General features: G+C 68.9%; 20 protein-coding genes and 5 pseudogenes. 5 read left to right on the plus strand and 20 right to left on the minus strand.

All coding sequences use genetic code 11. The annotated features are described in order from the left end of the window. Positions 1-353 precede the first annotated feature (353 nt). The 3 genes and pseudogenes from FRZ33_RS17480 to FRZ33_RS15650 all read left to right on the plus strand — a co-directional run. A pseudogene (locus tag FRZ33_RS17480) lies at positions 354-1,229 on the plus strand (penicillin-binding protein activator); the annotation flags it as partial. 179 nt (positions 1,230-1,408) lie between these two features. Further along, positions 1,409-1,606 (plus strand): hypothetical protein, encoded by a 198-nt coding sequence (locus FRZ33_RS17485; protein ID WP_425480621.1) that lies wholly within the window; start codon positions 1,409-1,411, stop codon positions 1,604-1,606. Continuing rightward, complete coding sequence (locus FRZ33_RS15650) at positions 1,590-1,970, plus strand: YraN family protein (protein ID WP_227977950.1); 381 nt, start codon at positions 1,590-1,592, stop codon at positions 1,968-1,970. The genes FRZ33_RS17485 and FRZ33_RS15650 overlap by 17 nt, the downstream gene beginning before the upstream one ends. 33 nt (positions 1,971-2,003) lie before the next feature. Here FRZ33_RS15650 and FRZ33_RS00350 read toward each other — a convergent pair whose 3' ends face one another. Continuing rightward, entirely contained in the window at positions 2,004-2,801 is a 798-nt protein-coding gene (locus FRZ33_RS00350; protein ID WP_146906963.1) for a rhomboid family intramembrane serine protease, read from the minus strand. 133 nt (positions 2,802-2,934) lie between these two features. Here FRZ33_RS00350 and FRZ33_RS00355 point away from each other — a divergent pair. After that, positions 2,935-4,313 (plus strand): annotated as a pseudogene (locus tag FRZ33_RS00355) (FAD-binding oxidoreductase); the annotation flags it as partial. 92 nt (positions 4,314-4,405) lie between these two features. Continuing rightward, entirely contained in the window at positions 4,406-5,008 is a 603-nt protein-coding gene (locus FRZ33_RS00360; RefSeq protein ID WP_146906964.1) for a uracil-DNA glycosylase family protein, read from the plus strand. A gap of 9 nt (positions 5,009-5,017) precedes the next feature. Here FRZ33_RS00360 and FRZ33_RS00365 read toward each other — a convergent pair whose 3' ends face one another. The 19 genes and pseudogenes from FRZ33_RS00365 to FRZ33_RS00455 all read right to left on the minus strand — a co-directional run bounded on the left by FRZ33_RS00365 (position 5,018) and on the right by FRZ33_RS00455 (position 20,902). After that, positions 5,018-5,521, minus strand: coding sequence for a hypothetical protein (locus tag FRZ33_RS00365; RefSeq protein WP_146906965.1), 504 nt, complete (start codon positions 5,519-5,521; stop codon positions 5,018-5,020). Between the two features lie 51 nt (positions 5,522-5,572). After that, complete coding sequence (locus FRZ33_RS00370) at positions 5,573-5,776, minus strand: hypothetical protein (RefSeq protein ID WP_146906966.1); 204 nt, start codon at positions 5,774-5,776, stop codon at positions 5,573-5,575. A 357-nt stretch (positions 5,777-6,133) separates the two neighbouring features. Beyond that, entirely contained in the window at positions 6,134-6,628 is a 495-nt protein-coding gene (locus FRZ33_RS00375) for a phosphatidylglycerophosphatase A family protein (protein ID WP_146906967.1), read from the minus strand. After that, complete coding sequence (thiL, locus tag FRZ33_RS00380) at positions 6,628-7,587, minus strand: thiamine-phosphate kinase (protein WP_146906968.1); 960 nt, start codon at positions 7,585-7,587, stop codon at positions 6,628-6,630. Before thiL ends, FRZ33_RS00375 begins: the two co-directional genes overlap by 1 nt. Beyond that, positions 7,587-8,048: a transcription antitermination factor NusB gene (nusB, locus tag FRZ33_RS00385; RefSeq protein WP_146906969.1), complete on the minus strand. Its 462-nt coding sequence runs from the start codon at positions 8,046-8,048 to the stop codon at positions 7,587-7,589. Before nusB ends, thiL begins: the two co-directional genes overlap by 1 nt. Before the next feature lie 13 nt (positions 8,049-8,061). Beyond that, positions 8,062-8,511 (minus strand): 6,7-dimethyl-8-ribityllumazine synthase, encoded by a 450-nt coding sequence (ribH, locus tag FRZ33_RS00390; RefSeq protein WP_174754928.1) that lies wholly within the window; start codon positions 8,509-8,511, stop codon positions 8,062-8,064. A gap of 87 nt (positions 8,512-8,598) precedes the next feature. Further along, positions 8,599-10,733, minus strand: a pseudogene (locus FRZ33_RS00395) (peptidase domain-containing ABC transporter). A 5-nt stretch (positions 10,734-10,738) separates the two neighbouring features. Continuing rightward, positions 10,739-12,007: an HlyD family secretion protein gene (locus FRZ33_RS00400; RefSeq protein ID WP_146906970.1), complete on the minus strand. Its 1,269-nt coding sequence runs from the start codon at positions 12,005-12,007 to the stop codon at positions 10,739-10,741. A gap of 43 nt (positions 12,008-12,050) precedes the next feature. Further along, complete coding sequence (locus tag FRZ33_RS14990) at positions 12,051-12,215, minus strand: hypothetical protein (protein WP_158637023.1); 165 nt, start codon at positions 12,213-12,215, stop codon at positions 12,051-12,053. Positions 12,216-12,283: 68 nt separating this feature from the next. After that, on the minus strand, positions 12,284-12,427 hold the full coding sequence (locus tag FRZ33_RS00405; RefSeq protein ID WP_158637024.1) for a hypothetical protein: 144 nt from the start codon (positions 12,425-12,427) through the stop codon (positions 12,284-12,286). Positions 12,428-12,511: 84 nt separating this feature from the next. Next, positions 12,512-12,853: a hypothetical protein gene (locus tag FRZ33_RS00410; protein ID WP_146906972.1), complete on the minus strand. Its 342-nt coding sequence runs from the start codon at positions 12,851-12,853 to the stop codon at positions 12,512-12,514. 488 nt (positions 12,854-13,341) lie between these two features. Continuing rightward, a pseudogene (gene ribB, locus FRZ33_RS00415) lies at positions 13,342-14,441 on the minus strand (3,4-dihydroxy-2-butanone-4-phosphate synthase). Beyond that, a pseudogene (locus FRZ33_RS00420) lies at positions 14,438-15,042 on the minus strand (riboflavin synthase). Before FRZ33_RS00420 ends, ribB begins: the two co-directional pseudogenes overlap by 4 nt. A 104-nt stretch (positions 15,043-15,146) precedes the next feature. Further along, a complete protein-coding gene (locus FRZ33_RS00425) occupies positions 15,147-15,674 on the minus strand; it encodes a DNA-binding protein (protein ID WP_146906973.1) in 528 nt (175 codons plus the stop codon). A 402-nt stretch (positions 15,675-16,076) separates the two neighbouring features. Continuing rightward, complete coding sequence (ribD, locus tag FRZ33_RS00435) at positions 16,077-17,165, minus strand: bifunctional diaminohydroxyphosphoribosylaminopyrimidine deaminase/5-amino-6-(5-phosphoribosylamino)uracil reductase RibD (protein WP_146906974.1); 1,089 nt, start codon at positions 17,163-17,165, stop codon at positions 16,077-16,079. Continuing rightward, entirely contained in the window at positions 17,162-17,626 is a 465-nt protein-coding gene (locus tag FRZ33_RS00440; RefSeq protein WP_146906975.1) for a GNAT family N-acetyltransferase, read from the minus strand. The genes ribD and FRZ33_RS00440 overlap by 4 nt, the downstream gene beginning before the upstream one ends. A gap of 5 nt (positions 17,627-17,631) precedes the next feature. Continuing rightward, complete coding sequence (gene nrdR / locus FRZ33_RS00445) at positions 17,632-18,150, minus strand: transcriptional regulator NrdR (RefSeq protein WP_146906976.1); 519 nt, start codon at positions 18,148-18,150, stop codon at positions 17,632-17,634. Positions 18,151-18,159: 9 nt separating this feature from the next. Then, positions 18,160-19,410: a serine hydroxymethyltransferase gene (gene glyA, locus FRZ33_RS00450; RefSeq protein WP_146906977.1), complete on the minus strand. Its 1,251-nt coding sequence runs from the start codon at positions 19,408-19,410 to the stop codon at positions 18,160-18,162. 61 nt (positions 19,411-19,471) lie between these two features. Further along, the gene (locus FRZ33_RS00455) at positions 19,472-20,902 is read right to left on the minus strand and encodes an inner membrane CreD family protein (protein WP_146906978.1); all 1,431 of its coding nucleotides are present in this window, start codon (positions 20,900-20,902) and stop codon (positions 19,472-19,474) included. Between the last annotated feature and the right edge of the window lie 128 nt (positions 20,903-21,030).

Raw genomic sequence — 21,030 nt, forward strand, 5'->3', positions numbered from 1 at the left:
GCGAAGCGGCGCGCACCTGGGTCGCCGCGGCCAATGCGTCCCGGGGCAGCGCAAGCGACGCGGCCTGGCTTTCCGCGGCCGAGCAGTACCAACTGGCCGGTGACGAAGGCGCGGCGCGCCAGGCCTGGGGTGAGTCGAACCGGCGCCGGCTGGCGGGCGACGGTGCGCTGCGCCACGACCTGCTGAACGCCGGATTCCAGGTGCAGGCCGGCAAATACCCGCAGGCGCTGGAGCTGCTCGACCAGGGCCGCGACTCGGTGCCGGCGTCGCTGGCGCCGCGCTGGCACGGTCTGCGTGCGCAGGCGTTCGAAGCCCTGGGTCGCGATTTTGATGCCGCCGGCGAACTGGCCTGGATGCTCGGCACCCTGCCGCGCGATCAGCGCGCCGACACCCTGCGCCGCATTGATGGCCTGCTGGCCGCCCAATCCGATGCCGCACTCGCCGCCGGGGCCGCCGCGCTGCCGGTCGGACATCCGCTGTACGCCTACGCCGGCCGCCAGTTGACCCAGCGCGGCCTGCCGCTGCCGCGCCCCTACGATCGCGGCGCTTCGGCGCCGGGCCTGGAGGCGCTGCCGCCGCCGGAAGCCGATGGTTACCGTCCGCCACAACAGCTGGCCGTGCTGCTGCCGCTGAGCGGCCCCCTGGCCGCGGCTGGCCTGAGCGTGCGCGACGGCGTGCTGGCCGGTTATTACGCCGAACAGCGCCGCCGCCCGCGGCTGCGTTTCTACGACACCGCGGGCGCCGACGGCGTGCGCCGCGCGCTGGCCCAGGCCAACGAAGAGGGCGCGCAGATGCTGGTCGGTCCACTGACCCGCGATGAAGTGAACACCCTGTTCGGCCTGCCGGAACTCGACCTGCCGGTGGTCGCGCTCAACCGGGGCACCACGCCGCCGCCGGGCAGCACGGCCTTCGCCTTGCTGCCGGAAGAAGAAGGCGTGGCCGCCGCGGACCGCCTGCTCGACCGCAACCTGCGCCGCGTGCTGGTGGTGACGCAGGCCGATGAAAACGCCCAGCGCGCGCTCGGCGCCTTCCGCGAACGCCTGCGCGAACGCGGCGGCGAGATCATCAACGAAGTCACGGTCAGCGAAGACAACCCCGACTACGTGCCGGCACTGCAGCAGGCCCTGGCCGGCACCCGTCCCGAGGCGCTGTTCCTGAGCCTGAAGGCGGCACCGGCGCGCCTGCTGTCGAGCCAGATGGACACCGCCGGCCTGGTGGGCGTGCCGCGGGTGGCAACCTCGCTGATCCTCTCGGGTGCCAACCTGCGCATGGACGTCGAACTCGACGGCATCGAATACCCCGAACTGCCGTGGCTGCTGGGCCAGCGCGGCGGCCTGCCCGATCCCGACACGCTGGGCACTACCCTGCCCAGCGCCCAGGCGGTGGCGCGCGCCTGTTCGCCTTCGGCATGGACGCGTGGAAACTGGCGGCCTATCTCGACCACCTCAGTGCCGATCCCGGCGCGCAGCTGCGCGGTGCCACCGGCGACCTGCAGATGGACGGACTGGGCACGATCCAGCGCCGCCCGGCCTGGGCGGTGTTCAGCGGCGGCCGGCCGCGCCCGGCGATGGACGGCGCCCTGTTCCCCGATGTCGCCCGCCCCTGACCGGCGCGCGACCGGCGCCGCGGCCGAAGACGCCGCGCGCGCCCTGCTCGAATCCCACGGCCTGCGCACCCTCGCGCGCAACGTCAACTACCGCTTCGGCGAACTCGACCTGGTGATGCGCGACGGCGATACCGTCGTGTTCGTCGAAGTGCGCTATCGCCGCGACGACCGCTTTGGCGGTGGCGCGGGTTCCGTCGATTTCAGGAAGCGCCGGCGCATCGTGCTGGCTGCACGCGCATGGCTGGCCAGGCAGCGCGGCCTGGCCGAGGCGCCCTGCCGTTTCGACGTGGTGACGGCGCAAGGCGAGGACGATCGGCTCGATTGTGGATGGATCCGCGCGGCCTTCACCCTCGACGACGTCTGAAGTTCATTGCCCCGGGCCGACGGCGGCGAGGACTCAGCGCCGCTCACGCTCCGCCAGGAACTGCGTCCGGGCCCGCTCGCGCTGCATGATGCGGATCTGTTCCAGCCGCGCCTCTTCCACGAGCCTGGCCGGCACATAGCCCCACCAACCACTCCCGTTGGCCAGGCTTTCATAGCGCCGCATCACGCCATACGACACGGCCACGGAGCCGACGACCAGGCCGAACAGGAAACCGGCGCCGTGGGCGACGAAGTTGACGCCTCCGCTGCCCTCGAGCACGCCCTGCCCCTGCACCGTGCGGAAGACGTCCACGGCGAAGAAGAACAGCAGCACCCAGAGCGCCTGCACATGCAGCGTATAGACCGGGAACACCAGCACCATCACCTTGAGGTCGATGGTCCGGCTGAAGAAGAGCACACCGTAGGCCCCGGCGACTGCCGCCAGGCAGCCTGAAGCACCGACGGAAGGAATCATCATTTCCGGATTGGCGTGTACGAACAACAGGTCGCCGGCCAGGCCGCCCAGCGCATAGACCAGCAGGAAGCCCGCCGGTCCCAGCGCGTCCTCGACGTTGTCGCCGAACACCCAGAGGAAAAACATGTTGCCGGCCAGGTGCAGCCAGTCGCCGTGCATGAAGGCGCTGGTGATGAACTGGTACCAGCGCCAGTCGCCAGGCACCAGGCCGTACTCCAAGAACCAGGCCTCGACCTGTTCCGGGCTGCCGCCGGGCGCCAGCATGAAGGCGCCGACATTCAGCAGCAGCAAGGCCCAGGTCGCCCAGGGCCAGTGGCGCATCTGATTGTCCGATTCCCAGTGGAGCAGCCAGATCATCCGTTGCCCTCCGGGGCGCTTGCTTGTGCGCGCAGGTTACCGGAAGCGATGGACCGGCCAAGGTCCGGCAGACAGCTGCCATCCCGGGTTGCCCCCGGTCGTGCCAATGCCCTCGGGCTATGATCGTCCCACCATGAGCCCCACCCTCCCCGCCCAACTCGCTCGCGACCTCACCACCTTGCTCGGCCCGGACGGGCTGCTGACCGATCCCGCGGAACGGCTGGCCTACGGCTACGACAACTCCCGCCGCCAGGGCCTGCCGCTGGCGGTGGCACTGCCGACTACGGCGCAGCAGGTGCAGGCCATCGTGCGCCTGTGCCGGGCGGCGAAGCTGCCGATCGTGGCGCGCGGGCGCGGCACCAACACCACCGGGGCCAGCGTGCCCGGCGAGGATGCGCTGGTCGTGTCGTTCGAACGCATGAACCGGGTGCTGGATATCCGGCCGGGCGACCGCGTGGCCGTGGTCGAGCCAGGGCTGCTCAACGGTGACCTGCAGGCTGCGCTGGCGCCGCACGGCCTGTTCTGGCCACCGGATCCCACCAGTGCCGCCTACTGCAGCATCGGCGGCAACCTGGCCTGCAATGCCGGCGGCCCGCGCGCGGTGAAATACGGGGCCACCCGCGACAACGTGCTGGCGATCACCGCCGTCACCGGCACCGGCGAGCTGGTGCGCTTCGGCGCGCCAACCACCAAGGGCGCCAGCGGTTACGACCTGTCGCGCATCCTGATCGGGTCCGAGGGCACGCTGGCGCTGATCGTCGAGGCCACGCTGAAGCTGACGCCCGTGGGCGCCAGCGGCGGGCGTTGCGCGCGCTGTACGACGACGTGGCCAGCGCCGCCGCCGCGGTGGCGCGGCTGATGGCGCAGCCGGTCACGCCTTCGATGCTGGAATTCATGGACGGCGACTGCGTGCGGCTGGCGCGCGAGGTCGGTGGCGCGGATATCCCTGCGGCCGGCGCGCTGTTGATGATCGAGGCCGACGGCGAAGCGACGATGCTGGATGCCGCCGTGGCCGCGCTGACCGCCGCAGCCCAAGGCCCGGGCTGCCTGGAAGTGACCAGCGCGCCGGACGAGGCCGCGCGCGAGAAACTGTGGGCCGCGCGCAAGGCCCTGTCGCCGGCGCTGCGCACGCTGGCGCCGGGCAAGATCAACGAAGACGTGGTGGTGCCCGTGTCGCGCATCCCCGATCTGGTGGCCGCGGTGCGCGCCACCGCCGAAGCGCAGGCGCTGCCGATCGTGTGTTTCGGCCACGCCGGCAACGGCAACCTGCACGTGAACATCCTCTACGACCCGGCCGATGCCGACCAGGCCGCACGCGCAGATATCGCACTGGAAGCGGTGTTCGACGCCGTGATCGCGCTCGACGGCCAGGTCTCGGGCGAACACGGCATCGGCCTGGCCAAGCGCGAACTGCTGGCCCGCGCCCTGAGTCCGCCCGCGATGGCGCTGATGCGCGCGATCAAGGCGCAGTTCGACCCGGACGGCATCCTCAATCCGGGCAAGGTGTTGCCGCCGGTGGTCGCCGCCGCGCCATCGAAGAAAACGGAAAACAGCGGCGGCTACTTCTGCGCCACGCCGGACATCAACGAGGGCATCGGCGGACCATGAGCCGCCAGCGCGCCCCCAGCGAGCTGGACACCTTGTTGCTCGACATCCGCGCCTGCCGCTTGTGCGAAGCACATCTCCCGCTGGGCCCGCGCCCGGTGCTGCGCGCCAGCGCGACCGCGAAACTGCTGATCGTCGGCCAGGCGCCGGGCACCCTGGTGCACGGCAGCGGCGTGCCCCAGGACGATGCCAGCGGCGTGCGCCTGCGTGGCTGGCTGGGCCTGGACAAGGCTGACTTCTACGACGAGAAGACGATCGCCATCGTTCCGATGGGTTTCTGCTACCCCGGCCGCGGCGCCAGCGGCGACCTGCCGCCGCGCCCCGAGTGCCGCGCCACCTGGCACCCGCGCCTGCTGCCGCTGCTGCCCGACGTGGCGACCGTGCTGGCCATCGGCCAGTACGCCCAGGCGTATTTCCTGGGCGAACGCCGCAAGAAGACGCTCACCGACACCGTGCAGGCCTGGGGCGAATACGCCCCGGCCGTGTTCCCCCTGCCCCACCCCAGCCCGCGCAATGTCGGCTGGTTCATGCACAACCCCTGGTTCGAGTCCGAGGTAGTCCCGACGCTGCGCCGCCAGATCCAGACCTTGCTGATGCCCTGATCCGCACCGTCACGATGTGCGCAGGTAATCCCTGAGATAGAGCGCGAAGGCCATGCCCAGGGCCGGCACCAGCGAGGCCAGGCTTATCCACAGCAGCAGGTCGCCGAAATTGATCGCCGTGAATCGCGTTCCGTGGATCACGCCGATGTAGTTGGTCACCTTCTGTGTCGCCAGCGACTCGAGCACGTTCAGGACCAGCACCCCGCCGACCGCGCCGATCAGCCCGCGGCTCAACAGGAATCCGGCATTGCCTGGCTTCGCCAGATGTTCGGCAAATCGCACACTCGCGTACATCAGCACGATCACCACGGCCGAAATGCCGAACCAGGTCATCGTGCCCAGGCCGAAGGCCCGGATCTCGTTGTGGTGGTGGACGTTGCCGACCAGGATCGGACCGAACATCCTCCCCTCGGAAGGGTCGAAAACGATGGCCGCGATGGCACGGAACACCGCGTCCGCCATGCCGAGCAGCAGTCCGACGAGTTCAGGGTGGTGCTTGAATAGTTCTTTCATGGTGCCTCCCGAAAGGACGTTGGCTGCCGGCAGCCAACGCCCGTGCTTGGATCACTTCGTCTTGGGCGGGCAGGTGACTTCGACCTTGATCGATTCCATGCTGATTTCCACGGAACCACTGCAACCCTGGCTGACGCCGTAGGCCGCCAGGCCCAGCGCCGCACCAGCCAGCAGTCCGCCGACGACGATGACGCCGATCACGACCGGGTTGCCGCCACCGACCGCTTCCAGTTCGACATGACTCAGTTCACGCATGGCACTTCCTTCCTGCGAAACCCGCGGATTGCGGGCGGCCCCACGACACCCTGCTTACCCGGGTCGGGTTCAAGGGAGAGGCATCGCGAAACCGGCGCGAAAAAACCGCGCTGGTCGGACAGGCCACGTCGCTGGATACCGCGCTACGGAAGGATTCCGCGAAAATTCGACTGCCGCGCGCCATCCCGCACAACGGCAGGACCGGGACGATTGCCGACAGGAAACAAGGCAGGCGATGACGCGACGTCGAGCCGGAGAACCCGGCAAGGAACCTGATCTGCATGTGCGCGGACTCCGCGACCCGGGACGCACGCAGTCTGCCCACGCAGCCACGCCGTGGCGCGGCGAAACCCGCCCTCAGGCGCGTAGGAAAAAGGCCAGTGCCTGGACCACCGCAAGGGCATAAACACCGGCGATCGCATCATCCAACATCGCGCCGAAGCCGCCGTGCAGCTTCCGGTCGGCCCAGGAAACGGGCCAGGGTTTGGCGATGTCGAAGATACGGAACAGCACGAACGCCGCCACGACCCAGGCCCATCCCGTTGGCAGGAACAGCAGCGCGATCCACATGCCGATGTATTCGTCCCACACCACCAGCGACGGGTCCTCGATGCCGGTGCGGGCGATGGCCCAGTGCGAGGCCCACACGCCGATGCCGAATCCGACAGCCAGCACCGTCAGATAAACCGGCAGCGGCATGTCCTTCATCAGGAACCACCAGGGCAGCAGCGCAGCCAGGCTGCCGACGGTACCGGGCGCGCGGGGCGAAAAGCCCGCACCGAAACCGGCCGCGATCCAGCCCAGCGGGTGTTTCATCAGCTTGCGGCGGGTGCCGACCGGCAGCACGGCCATCAGTGCACTCCCTGGAAATGCTGGAACCCGGCGCTGGGTGGCGTGTAGTCGGCGCCCTCGGGCGTGGTGAAACGCAGGCCCGGCGTCGCTTCGAGCTGGCCGATCACGCTGGCGCCGACGCCGCAGCCGGCCAACGCCTGTTCGATGGCGAAGGCGGCCGAGGCCGGCGCGGTGAAACACAGTTCGTAGTCGTCGCCACCACCGAGCTGCAGCGGCCAGCGTGCGGCTTCGTCGAAATGATCGGCCAGCGTGCGCGAGGTCGGCAGGCGACCCAGGTCTATGCGCGCGCCGAGCCCGCTGGCTGCCAGCACATGCCCGAGATCGGCGGCCAGGCCGTCGCTGAGGTCAATGCCGGCGGTCGCGAGACCACGCAGCGCCAGGCCAACGGCCAGGCGCGGCGTGGGCCGGTCGAGGCGGTAACGCAGCTTGGCGCTGGCCGGGCCGCGCGCGCGCCACTGCTGCAGCGCGCCGGCGGCGTCGCCCAGCGTACCGGTGACCCAGACTTCGTCGCCGGGCCGCGCGCCATCACGGCGCAGGGCCTGGCCTTCCGGCACGAAGCCGTGTGCGGTGATCGTGATCGACAGCGGACCGTGCGTGGTGTCGCCGCCGACCAAAGAGACATCGTGTTCGTCCGCCAGTTCGAAGAACCCATCCAGGAAGGCGTCCAGCCACGCATCCTCCGCTTCGGGCAGCGTCAACGCCAGGGTGCACCACGCCGGCGTGGCCGCCATCGCCGCGAGATCACTCAGGTTCACGGCCAGGGACTTCCAACCGATGTCGGCGGGCGCAGTGTCGGTGGGGAAATGCACACCCGCCACGAGGGTGTCACTGGTGACCACGAGCTGCTGACCTGCAGGCACGCTCAACAGCGCGGCATCGTCGCCAATGCCCAGCACCACGTCGGGCCGAGCGCGCACGCGTGCGCGGATGCGGTCGATGAGGGCGAACTCGCCCGGCATCAGGGCTTGCGCGGCGCCTGCGCCTCGGCCTTGCGCCAGTCGGCGGCGGCATGGTCGAGCACGCCGTTGACGTAGGTGTGGCCATGTTCGCTGCCGAAACGCTTGGTGGTCTCGATGGCCTCGTTGATCACCACGCGGTAGGGCACGTCGGGGCGGTGGCGCAGCTCGTAGGTGGCGATGCGCAGCACCGCGCGCTCGATCGGGTCCACCTGGGCGATGTCGCGGTCCAGGAATGCCGCCAGCGCCTCGTCCAGCGAACCGAGGTTCTTCTCCACGCCACGCACCAGGTCCTCGAAGTATTCGAGGTCGGCCACTTCCATGTCCTGCTCGTTGCGGAACTGGTCGATCACCTTGTTGATGGCGGTGTTCGACAGCTGCCAGGCGTAGATCGCCTGCAGTGCACGGCGGCGGGCGCGGGAACGGGCGTGCGGATCAACGCCGTCGGGACGGGAATGTTTCATGCCATTTTTCCGATCAGGTTCGCCATCTCGATGATGATGGGGCGGCTTCTTCGCCCTTGTTGCCGTGGCTGCCACCGGCGCGGGCCTCGGCGTGGGCGTAGTCGTCCACCGCCAGCACGCCGTTGGCGACGGGGATGCCGGTGTCCAGGGCCACGCGCATCAGGCCACGGGCGCACTCGTCGGCCACCTGCTCGTAGTGGCGGGTGTCGCCGCGCACCACGCAGCCCAGGACCACGACGCCGGCATAGCCGTTGCGGTCGATGGCGTTGGCGGCGGCCACGGGCAGCTCCCAGGCGCCGGGCACGCGGATCACGTCCACGTTCTCGGCGGCGACGCCGTTGCCCAGGAAGGCCCGGCGCGCGCCGTCCACCAGCGCATCGGTGATGCGCGGGTTCCAGCGGCTGGAAATGATGGCGTAACGGGCCGAACCGGGGCTCTGGACGTCGCCTTCGTAATGGCTCATCGGGGAAGGGGCCGGAAAAAAGAGGCCTAGTTTACCCCGCGGGCGCCGCAAGATGCGCCGGCCGGGCCGGGCCGCAGCCGGGGGCGCCTAGGCCACCTCCAGCGGGGACGGGCTGGTCTCCACCGGCGGCCCTGGCGTGGCGGCCGGGGCGTGGGGCGTCCTGACCTCCTGCACGATCCGCCCGCCGTGCATCACCAGCACCCGGTCCACCGATGCGATCGTCTCCGGCCGGTGGGCGATGATCAGCTTGGTGAGCCTGAGCCGGCGCACGGCGTCGTTGACCAGCCGTTCGCGCTCGACGTCGAGGTGGCTGGTGGCTTCGTCCAGGAACAGCAGCCGCGGCTCGCGATACAGCGCGCGGGCCAGGATCACCCGCTGCTTCTGCCCGCCCGACAAGGTGGTGCCCATGTCGCCGATCAGGCTGTGGTAACCCATGGGCATCGCGGCGATCTCGTCGTGCACGGCCGCCAGCCTGGCCGCGGCCTCGACCCGCGGGAAATCCATCCCGGTATCGCCGAACGCGATGTTCTCCGCCACCGATCCGGCGAACAGCTGGTCGTCCTGCATCACCGCACCCACCAGCGCCCGGTAGCTGCGCAGCCCCAGCTTGTGGATGTCCTGCCCGCCCACCCGGATCGAGCCCTCGCTGGCGGGCAGCAGGCCCAGCAGAAGCTTGACCAGGGTGGTCTTGCCGCAGCCGGACGCACCCACCACGGCCACCGATTCGCCCGGCTCGACCGTGAAGCTGCAGTCCTTGACCACCCACGGTTCGCCATCGGCGTACCGGAAGCCCAGCCCCGTGACCTCGATCCGGGTGTCCGGCGGCGGCAGCGATGCGATGTCCGAGGCCAGGTCCCGTTCGGGCGGCGTCAGCACGATGTCGGCCAGGCGCTCGCCGTGCAGGCGCAGCATGCGGAACTCGATCCACTTGTCGATCAACCCCGACACCCGGGCCGCGAACTGGTCCTTGTAGGCCAGGTAGGCGATCAGCATGCCAACCGAAAACACGCTGTCCATGGCCAGGCGGGCGCCGATCCAGATGACGGCGATACGTTCGAGGCCGAACACCAGCTGGCTCGCGGTATTGAAGCCCAGGCCCAGTCGGGCGAGCCCCAGTTCCTGGTTCACGGTGTCCACCATCAGGTTCTGGTAGCTGCCCTGGCGCTGCGGCTCCTGGCCGGCCACCTTGACGCTCTGCATGCCGCGCAGCGACTCCAGAAGGTGCGACTGCTGCTGCGCGGCGCAGACCAGCTGTTTCTCGGTCGTAGTGCGGAGTGGCCTGAACAGGGCCGCGCGCATGCACAGGTACAGGACGACCGCGACCAACGTGATGGCCGCCAGCTTCGGGCTGTAGAGCAGCATCATCGCCAGCGTCGCCACCGCCATCAGGCCGTCTATCAGCGCCTCGATGAAACTCGTCGTCAGCGTGCGCTGGATCGCCTGCACGGCACCCATGCGCGAGACCACGTCGCCGAGGTGCCGTTTCTCGAAGAACGACATGGGCAGGCGCACCGCGTGCGCGAACACATTGCCCATCCACTGCAGTCCCAGCCGGCTGGACAGGAAAACCACCGACCAGCCACGCAGTACGCCGATCGCCACCTGCAGCAGCAGGGCCAGACCGAAGCCCAGGCCCAGGACGGTCAGCAGGTCCCGGTCGGCCGATACAGGGGCCTGGTCCACCACCCACTGCATGAAAAACGGTGCCAGCAGCACGAACACCTGCAGCGCCACCGACAGCAGCAGGATCATGCCCAGCGACCGCCAGAGTCCGCGTACCGGGCCGGTGAGCTGGGACAGCTTCACCGCTGGCGGCGCCGGCTGCGGCTTGAAGTCGGCGCCGGGCGTCAACTCCAGCGCCACCCCGTGAAGTGTTTCGAGGCTTCCGCGTGGCTCAGCGTGCGTTCGCCGAACGCCGGGTCCAGGACGGTGATGCCGCGCGTCCCCACTTTCCTGAGCACGACGAAATGATTCAGGTCCCAATGCAGGATGCACGGGGCCTGCAGGCGGGTCATGTCCTCCAACTCCAGGCGCAGGGCGCGGGTCTGGAATCCCAGGGCCTGGGCGATGCCGATGAGGCCGGTCAGCGACGCCCCCTTGAGCGAAAGCTGGAACCGCTGGCGCAGATCCTGAAGGTCGGTGCGATGACCATGATGGTCGGCGACCATGGCCAGGCAGGCCAGGCCACACTCGGCCGCCTGGGCCTGGAGGATGAGCTTCATGCGGCTCATCGGGCCGAGGCCATGCTGCCGCTGAGCGCGTACAGCGGCTCAATCGCCCATTCCCAAAGTTTGCGCTGCTCCCCGAGGATATCGGCCTCGAGCAGCATGCCGGGCTTGAGCGATTCTTCGCGGCCGAAGGCGCGTACGGTGGGCCGGTCCAGCGCGACCACGATCCGGTAATACGGCTCGCCGGCCTGCGTGTTGCCCACCAGGGTGCCCAGCTCGCCGACGGTCAGTGCGCTGCGGGACACACGGACCACCTTGCCGCCATGGTGGCCGAACTTCTGGTACGGGAACGCCTGGTAACGCAGCAGCACCTGATCGCCTGGCTCGATGAAACCCACGGCACGGCTCGGCACCATCAGGTGCGCCTCGAGCGCGCTGGCCGCGGGCAACAGGCTGAGCACCGGCTGTCCGGGCTGCACTGCCTGCCCGGCCTGGCCCAGCAGCGTGCTGATGGTTCCCGACACGGGCGACTGGATCACCGCCTCGGCCCGTGACGAGGCTTCCAGCGATTCCTGCGAGAGGCTGGCGCGGTCACGCTGCTCGCCGGCGTCGAGCGCCGCCAGGCGGGACGGCAATTCCTGGCGCGCCTGTTCAAGCTGCGCGAGCTGGCGGCGCAGGGCCAGTGCCTGGCGTTCCAGCGACTGGGCCTCGCCCAGCTTTTCCAGCGCCAGCGTTTGTTGTTGCTGCAGCTGCAGGTCAGTGACGAACTGCTGCTTGCGCAAGCCGCGGAAGCGCTCCAGCGTCTGTTCGGCCAGCGCATGCTGCTGGCGACGGGTGAAACTCTCGGCTTCGATCTGGCGCAGCTCTGCATGGCCGCCTGAGATCTGCGCGGCCAGGCCCGCCTGTTGTGCCTGGAGCTGAAGACGCTGGGAGGCATAACTGTGCGCGACGCCGTCCTGGCGTTCGGCGATCGCTGCCTGCAGGGCGGCGGTGGTGTTTCCGGCGACCAGGGTCGAACGTGGTGTGGTCACGACCGCCAGCACGTCCCCGGCGAGCACACGCTGCCCTTCCTCGACACGCACCTCGGAAAGTATGCCGGCGCTGGGCGACGCCACGGACGCCAGGCCGAGGCTGGGCACCAGCTGGCCCGTGACGCGGGTGCGCCGGGTGTAGTCGCCAAGCACGAGGAAGCAGATGACCGCTGCCGCCGCGAACACGGCGAAACCCGTGAGCAGCCACAGCGACACCGGCTGGCCCAGCACGATGCCGCCCAGCCAGCGCGCCTGGCGCGCCTGCATCACTTCTTGTCGGAACAGGGAATCGGACATGCGGAATCGGTGCCGGGCCGTGATGGTTGCCCGAAGGCCCGTATCAGCCGCGACGATCCTGGCGGCGGCGCGCGAATGCGCCAACGGCCAGACTGGCTGCGGCAGCGAGGCCGAATCCCAGCCCGTAGGCCGGTGATACCACGACGCCGATGGTCACGCTGGCCAGCACGATGAGGCCACACACGGCGACAAGGATGGATTTGTTCATGATCTTCCCAGGAAGGGGTGGCGGGAAGCCGTCCGGGGCCGGCCCCGGACGGCAGGCGACGCAATGGATCAGTTCAGCGCGTTCCAGAACACCAGCGTGTGGCCACCGGCGCTGATCGCACCGGCGACACAACCGATCGCGGTGCCGACGCCGGGCATCACGCTGCCAGCGAGTGCACCGGCAGCGCAGCCGACGAGGGCGCCGGTGGACACCACCGCAGCGCCTTCGGCGGAAGCACCGCCGACACTGGAAATTTCGTGCATAGAAAGTTCACGAACCATGACAACGTTCCTTGTTCAGTCAGTGATGTAGTACAGGAGGATGCCGCCTGCGCAGCCACCGAGCACGGCGGCCGCGAGGCCCACGCCCCCGGTGACCACGCCAGCGATCGCGCCGCCCGTGGCGGCCGCACCGGCACCCGCCGCGCAGGACGCGGCCAGCTCGCCACCGGTGCCACCACCCATGACGGAACCCAACTCAACTACGCTCAGATTGCGCATGTCTTTCCCCGAAAATTGAAACACAAGGTTATGCACCGCCGGCCGGATGGCGTGATCAGTGATGCCCGGTCGTGCGGGTACGAAATCGTCGGACCAAACATCCGACGCATCGAGTGGAGCACGACTCTGTTTCAGCATTCAATATCTTGACGCGCATCACAGTTCGCGAGTATTCGCGGACACGGTTCCTGTGAGCGCGCATTGCGGTTCGACCAGCTGCTTCCACCCTTTCCGCCGCTCGCGGAGGATGTCGGCCTCACGCAACATGCCAGGCATTCCGGCAGCAGGGCTCACCCTTCAGACCTGATCGTCCAGACAGTGAGCCCAGCTCACACGTGGTGAGTGCGCTCCGGGAAACGCGCAGCACGGTACCCACAGCGGACTGGGTACTGACAAATGCGATTACGGCGCACGCCCCTCCGTCGTGCGACCAGTTTTCCATCGGCTCCCGCGTCAGGCTGGCGCGCTCGTGCTGCCCGGCATCGATCTGGACCAACACGCCGTCACACCGCGAGGTTAGTCGTGCTTGCCGTTCCATGATGTGTCCACGCTGGGAAGCATGACTGTCCGACACACCGCCCTGGCGCGCCGCAACCGCGCGCGATGTCCCGACATCAAAACAGCAATCAGCCGGCAGGCGCGACGTACTCGACCACTTCCAGGCCGTAACCAGCCAGCCCCACCTGACGGCGCGGCGTGCCGAGAACACGCAGCTTGCCCAGGCCGAGATCCGCCAGGATCTGTGCGCCGGCGCCGTTGCGACGCCACTGGCCGACGTCCTTGCGGTTGCCCTGCACCTCCGGCTGCTTGCGCAGGCGCGCCAGCAGGGCCTCGGCATTGCGCGGCTCCGACAGCACCACCATCACGCCCTGCCCTTCGCTGGCGATCGCGCGCAGGGCATCGGTACCGGCCACGCCAAAATCGTCGCGTCGCCAATGCAGCAGATCGCTGAGCGGATTCTCCACCTGCACGCGCACAGGGTCGGCACTTCACGGCCGGGGCTGCCCTTCACCAGCGCGAAGTGCAGCTCGTGGGCGATACGGTCGCGGTAGGTCACCAGGCGGAAGGGCCCGAACTCGGTCTCGATCTCACGCTCGTCGATGCGCTCGACCGTGTGTTCGGTGGCCAGGCGCCAGGCGATCAGGTCGGCGATCGAGCCCATCTTCAGGCCGTGCTCGCGCGCGAACACTTCCAGTTCCGGGCGCCGCGCCATGCTGCCATCGGCATTCATCACTTCCACCAGCACGCCGGCCGGCTCCAGGCCCGCCAGCATCGGCAGGTCGCTGGCGGCTTCGGTGTGGCCGGCGCGGGTCAGCACGCCGCCGGGCTGCGCGGTGAGCGGGAAGATGTGGCCGGGCTGGCTCAGGTCGCTGGGCTTGGCGTCCGGGCGCACGGCGGTGCGCACGGTGTGGGCGCGGTCGTAGGCGGAAATGCCGGTGGTGACGCCTTCGGCCGCTTCGATGCTGACGGTGAAGTTGGTCTGGAACTGCGCGGTATTGGTCTGGACCATCGGCGCCAGGCCCAGCTGGGCGCAGCGTTCGCGCGTCAGCGACAGGCAGACCAGGCCACGCGCGTGGGTGACCATGAAGTTGATGTCGCTGGGTTTGACCAGCTCGGCGGCCATGATCAGGTCGCCTTCGTTCTCACGGTCCTCGTCATCGACGATCACGACCATGCGGCCCTGGCGGATTTCTTCCAGCAGTTCGGGGACAGGGGCGAAGCTCATGGCTGTTCCTCGCGAGCCGCCAGCAGGCGCTCGACGTAACGGGCGACGGTGTCGACCTCGAGATTGATGGCGGCGCCGACCTGGGTTTCGCCGAAGGCGGTGTGGGCGACGGTATGCGGCACTAAGGTTCACTTCGAACCCGGTGGCATCGACGGCGTTCACGGTGAGACTGGTGCCGTCCACCGCGATAGAACCCTTCACCGCGACATAGCGCAGCACCGAGGCCGGTGCGCTGAAACGCCAGCGCTGGCTGCGGCCGTCATCCCAGACCTTATCCACTTTGCCGACGGCGTCGACGTGGCCGGAGACCAGATGGCCGCCAAGGCGGTCGGTCGGCAGCAGCGAACGTTCCAGGTTCACCGCACTGCCCTCTTCCAGCGAACCGAGCGTGGTCAGGGCCAGGGTTTCGTTCGACACGTCCGCGGCCCAGCCGCTGGCGTCGAATTCGACCACGGTCAGGCAGCAGCCGCTGACGGCGATGGACTCGCCCAGGGCGATGTCGTGGGCGGGCATCGTGCCAGGAGAACCGCAACCGCTGGTCGCCACCGCGGGTTTCGCGGGCGACCAGCCGGCCGACGGATTGGATCAAGCCAGTGAACATGGGCAACACCAGGGGCCGGCCGGGTTGGCGGGCGGGGGCGTCATTGTATGCGCTGGGGCCGGGATCGGCCGGAACTGCTGCCGCAACGCAGCTATCCGCGACTCCTAGATCAACGGGGCCAGGGCCTTGGGCAGCACGGCACCGGGCAACGCCCTGACCTGCCGGGCGATGTTGAATTCCATCGTCGTCCGGGCGATCTCTCGCAAAATCCCGTCCACGGGGCGGGACTGCGCCTCGCCCAGCCAGTCCAGCACGCTGGCAAGGTGCCACAGCGAGGGGTTGCCCTCGTGCACCGCGGGCGGAAAGGTCGCGGCGTGACCGAGCATCAGCTTGCGCATGTTCTGGCGGGTAAAGCCGATCAGATCGGCGATGTCGGTGAGGCCGACGAAATCGGGCGAGGCCTCGACCAGTTCGGCACCGGGGATCGCCCGCTTCACGTCCTTCACGGCCGAGGCGATGGCGTCGTAGGCCGAGGCCGCACGCCGCGTGAAATCCAACGCGATGCGGCCGCGTTGGCCGATGCCGACCAGTGCGTCCTCGCAGCCGGCCTCGGCCAACGCCTCGAGGTGGGTTTCGGCATCCGCATTCGGATCCGGCAGCTTGAACTTCAGGGTGAATTCGTAATCATTCATCGTCTTTGTTCGGACGCCCGGCTGCCTGCGCTGCGGCCTGGTGCCAGCAGCGGTCCACCACACGCCGCAACTGCTTGCCGTGGGTTCCGGCGTTGCGAGGCGTGCTCCAGATGCTGGTGATGCAGAACTCGCCGCAGCGGCAGTATTCGTCGTTCCAGGGGGCAGTACATCTTTCCCCAGGCGTGCGATCCACCGGTCACGACGCGCCAGCCGTGGCGCTCTGCATGCACCAACGCGGCCTCGACATCAGGTTTCGGGTGCCGCGTTCTGGGCATGGAGTTTAGGCCGATGAATCAGGTTGTCAAGTGACAACTCGATGTTCAGGGCGAACATCGCATCAGCTTCAGCCTGACCGCGACCTCAGGACCGGCGCAGTCAACCCGAAAGGGCGTAAGGATTTTGCTACTGCGGCGCCAGCAGCAAGCGCAGGTCCGGCCCCACCTGCCGGGTCTCGACCAGGCGCAGCCCCAACCGCTCCGACATCGTCGCCGGGTCGATGCCGGCGAACAGCGGGCGGCCCTTATCGCCCAGCAGCACGGGGGCGATGTAGAGCAGCAGTTCGTCGATCAGGCCGGCCTTGAGCAGGGCGCCGGACAGCGTGGCGCCCGCTTCGACCTGCAGCTCGTTGACGCCGCGCTGGCCCAGCTGCGACAGCACGGCGTTGAGGTCCAGGCCCAGGCCGCCGCGGCGCACGGCGAAGGCGCTGACGTTGTCGTCGTAATCGGGCACCACGTCGTCGGCGTGCACGGCCAGCGTGGGCGCGGCGCCGTCGGTCAGCAGGGCCGATGTCGCCGGCAGGCGGCCGCGTTCGTCCAGCACCACTCGCAACGGTGGCATGAAGGACTCGCCTTCGGGCAGGCGCACGGTGAGTTTCGGATCGTCGGCCAGCACGGTGCCGATCCCGGTCATGATCGCGCCGGAACGTGCGCGCCAGCGCATCACATCGGCGCGCGCGGCTTCGGAAGTGATCCACTTGGATTCACCGCTGGCCAACGCGGTGCGGCCGTCCAGGCTCATGCCCAGCTTCACCCGCACCCAGGGGCGGCCACGTTCGATGCGCGAGAAGAAACCGCGGTTCAGATGCCGCGCCGCCGCCTCCATCAGGCCGTGTTCGACCGTGATGCCGGCGGCCTGCAGCTTGGCGAAACCCTGTCCCGCCACCTGGTAGAACGGATCGCGGCTGGCCGCCACCACGCGGGTGACGCCCGCGGCCACCAGCGCGTCGGCGCAGGGCGGCGTACGGCCATGGTGCGAACACGGCTCCAGCGTGACGTAGGCGGTGGCGCCCTGGGCGCGTGCACCCGCGGCGCGCAGCGCGTGCACTTCCGCATGCGGTTCGCCCGCGCGTTCATGCCAGCCTTCGCCGAACACGCGTTCGCCGTCTGCTATCACGCAGCCCACCATCGGATTGGGATGGGTGGTGAACGCGGCGCGCTCCGCGAGCTGCAGCGCGCGGGCCATGTGGGCGTGGTCCTGGGCGGAGAAGTTCATGCGGGGCGGATGTCCATCAGGCGAACGGGCGTGCCGCGCAGCGTGGCCGATTCGCGTGCACGCCAGCCCAGGCGGGCGTAGAAGCTTTCGTGTTCGGGCGTGAACAGCCACAGGCGCTCGACCCGCTGGTCGGCGGCGAAGGCCACCACCGCACGCACCAGCAAGGCACCCAGGCCGCGTCCGCGCGCTTCAGGCCGCACGTAGAGGCTGGCCAGCCAGGCGTCGCCGTGGTTGCGCAGCTCGGGCGCATCTTCTTCGACCAGGCTGACGGAACCGAGCAGTTCATCGTCTTCGAGGGCGACCAGCGTGGTGGGCATGTCGCGCCGGGTCGCGTGGTCGCGCAGTTCCGCTTCCGCGACCTCGAGCGTCCAGTCCTCGTAGAGGTGCCCCCACTGCGCATGGTGCCAACGCGCCAGCACCGGCACGTGACCGGGGTGGTCGGCCAGTGGTCGGATGTCCATGGCGTTCAGCGCCTGGCCTTGTCGGGACCCGGCACGTCCAGCAGGGGCAGCTGCAGGCCTTCGAGGCCGGGCAGGTCGCGTTCAAGCCGCTCGATTTCCTCGCGGAAGGCCTGCACGTCCTCGAACTTGCGGTACACCGACGCAAAACGCACGTAGGCCACCTGGTCGAGCTTCTTCAGCTCGGCCATCACGAACTCGCCGACGCGCAGCGAGGGCAGTTCGCGCTCGCCGCTCAGGCGCAGGGAATGCACCACCGAACGCACGGCCTCGTCGATCTGCTCGGCCGAGACCGGGCGTTTCTGCAGCGCGCGGTCGAAACTCACGCGCAGCTTGCGCTCGTCGAAGGCCTCGCGGCGTCCATCGCTCTTGACGATGGACGGCAGCTTCAGTTCGGCCACCTCGAAGGTGTTGAAACGCTCGTTGCATTGCTCGCACTCGCGCCGGCGCCGGATCGTGGACCCGTCCTCGGACACGCGCGAGTCGATCACGCGGGTGTCTTCGTGCTGGCAGAAGGGGCAGTGCATCCGGATCCGTCAGCCGTACACCGGGAACGCGCGGCACTGCTTGGTGACGTTGTCGCGCACGCCGGCGATCACGTTCTCGTCGGTCGGCGCGTCGAGCACGTCGCAGATCCAGTTCGCCAGCGCCACGCACTCCGGCTCCTTGTAGCCGCGGGTGGTAACCGCCGGGGTGCCGATGCGCAGGCCCGAGGTGACGAAGGGCGAGCGCGGGTCGCCCGGCACGGCGTTCTTGTTGACGGTGATGTGGGCGGCGCCGAGCGCGGCTTCCGCGTCCTTGCCCGTGACGTCGCGGCCGATCAGGTCGATCAGCATCAGGTGGTTTTCGGTGCCGCCCGAGACGATCTTGTAACCGCGCGACATCATCGTCTTGGCCATCGCCTGCGCGTTCTTGACGACCTGCTTCTGGTAGTCGGTGAAGGCTGGCTCCAGCGCTTCCTTGAACGCGACCGCCTTGGCGGCGATCACGTGCATCAGCGGGCCGCCCTGGGTGCCGGGGAAGACCAGCGACTGGAACTTCTTCTCCAGCACTTCATTGGCGCGCGCCATGATCACGCCGCCGCGCGGGCCGCGCAGGGTCTTGTGCGTGGTGGAGGTGACGACGTCGGCATAAGGCACCGGATTCGGATAGATGCCCGCGGCTACGAGGCCAGCGACATGCGCCATGTCCACGAAGAAATAGGCGCCCACCGACTTGGCGATCGCGGCCATGCGCTCCCAGTCGATGATCTGGGAATAGGCACTGAACCCGGCGACCAGCATCTTCGGCTTGTGCTCGGTGGCCAGGCGCTGCACTTCGTCGTAGTCGATCAGGCCGGCGTCGTTCACGCCGTACTGCACGGCGTTGAAGAGCTTGCCGCTGAAGTTGACCTTGGCGCCGTGGGTCAGGTGGCCGCCGTGCGCCAGGCTCATGCCGAGCACGGTGTCGCCGGCCTGCAGCAGGGCCAGGTAGACGGCGATGTTGGCCGAGGAACCCGAATGCGGCTGCACGTTGGCGTAGTGCGCGCCGAACAGCTGCTTGAGGCGGTCCAGCGCCAGCTTCTCGGCCACGTCCACGTATTCGCAGCCGCCGTAGTAGCGCTTGCCGGGATACCCCTCGGCGTACTTGTTGGTCAGCACGCTGCCCTGGGCTTCCAGCACGCGCGGGCTGCAGTAGTTCTCCGAGGCGATCAGTTCGACGTGGTCTTCCTGGCGCTGGCGTTCGTGGGCGATGGCCTGGGCCAGGGCATCGTCGTAACCGGCAATCTGCATATCCTTGGCGAACATCGGCGCGCGTTTCCTGAAGGGCCTGGTAGCGCGAAATTGTAGCCCCGGCGGGGACTTGAGCCTAGCGCCGGCCCTTCTCCCTCCCCTGCTTGCAGGGGAGGGCTGGGGAGGGGTGAGCCCTTGCTCGAAGTTCCACCCCCTCCCAACCTCCCCTGCACAGCAGGGGAGGGGTATTTACGGCGAGCCAAGGCGATTCCAGTCCACCCTTCGCGTCAACGCCATCACCGCCGCCAGGGCGGCGAACAGCACGCCGGCGCCCACCAGCAGGGCGTGGTCCTCGGAGCGCAGCAGCGCATAAAGCAGGCCATAAAGCGTCGCAAGGCCCGCCCCGAAGGCCAATCCACGCCCTGCCCCACCCAATACGGCACTCAGGTAGTAGCCGATCAGTGCGCTGCAGGCCGCCGCCGCGGTGGCGTAGGCCGGCCCGAAGCCGACGTGCTCCGACAGCGACAGCAGCAGCAGGTAGAACATCGCCATCGCCAGCCCGGTCAGGCCGTACTGCACGAAATGCACCGGCCGCGCGGCCAGGGCCTCGACCAGGAACACGGCGCCGAACAAGGGGGGCCAGGAACAGCAGCGCGTACTTCATGGCCCGGTCGGTCATCAGGTAACGGTCCACCGGCTCGACCAGGCGCAGGCTGAAGCGGCCCTCGGCCAGGTCCGGGCAGTCGGTGTGCAGTGGCGGGCAGCCGGCCAGCACCTGCTGCACCCGGCTCGACAGCCGCGACACGGCCCAGCGGGCGGTGAAGCCGCTGTCGTCGATCTGCGGGGTTTCCGGCAGGTGCCGGCCCTCGAAGGCCGGGTGCGGCCAGGCGCCGCTGGCGGTCACGGTGGTTTCGGCGCCGACCGGCAGCCAGCCCAGATGGCCGGTGCCGCTCAGGTCCAGGGCCAGGTCGAAATCGAGCGGACGGTCGAGCGCGGCCAGCGGCACCGGGGCGCTCAGGCCTTCGGGCAGCCAGCCGATGCGGGTGCCGGGGTCGGCGCCGACCGGCCGGCCATCGAGCTTGATCGCCAGCGAACGCACGCCGCGGTTGTCGCCCAGGCCCAGCACCAGCCAGGCCCGGAGCGGGCGCAGCTGGCCTTCGTCCACCGGCGGCAGGTGGTGTGTGAACTGGCCCTTGATGTTCAGGGCGCCGTGGTAGAGCGGCACGGTGAACAGGCTGCGGCCGCGGCGTTCGAAGCGCAGGCGGTTGTCCACGGCCAGCGTCGCGGGACTTATCAGGTAATGCACGGTCTCGCTGGCCCGTTCGGTTTCCTGGCTCAGGTGGCCGTCGCGGCTGACCACGCGTTTTTTCTCGGTGATCTTCTGCGCCTCGACCAGCAGCAGCGGACCCACCAGGTCCTGCGGGCCGGCCGAGGAGCGGGCGATGTCCAGCGCGACCTCGGCGCCACGCATCTGCCGCTCGCTCACGAGGCCATCGAGCATGGCCAGCGGCACCAGCAGCAACAGCAGCAGGAACCCGACCAGCCCGAGTTTCAATCCAATGCGCATGGCGCACTCCCCACGATCACCGCCCAGCGCGGCAGGGGCATGAAAACAGGCGCCCCGGGCAACCCCGGGCAAATTCTGGCAATCCCCGGGCGAAGGGTGCAGTGGGCGGGCGGGTGGGCGATAATGCG

The organism is Arenimonas daejeonensis (assembly GCF_007993735.1).
GTDB lineage: Bacteria > Pseudomonadota > Gammaproteobacteria > Xanthomonadales > Xanthomonadaceae > Arenimonas > Arenimonas daejeonensis.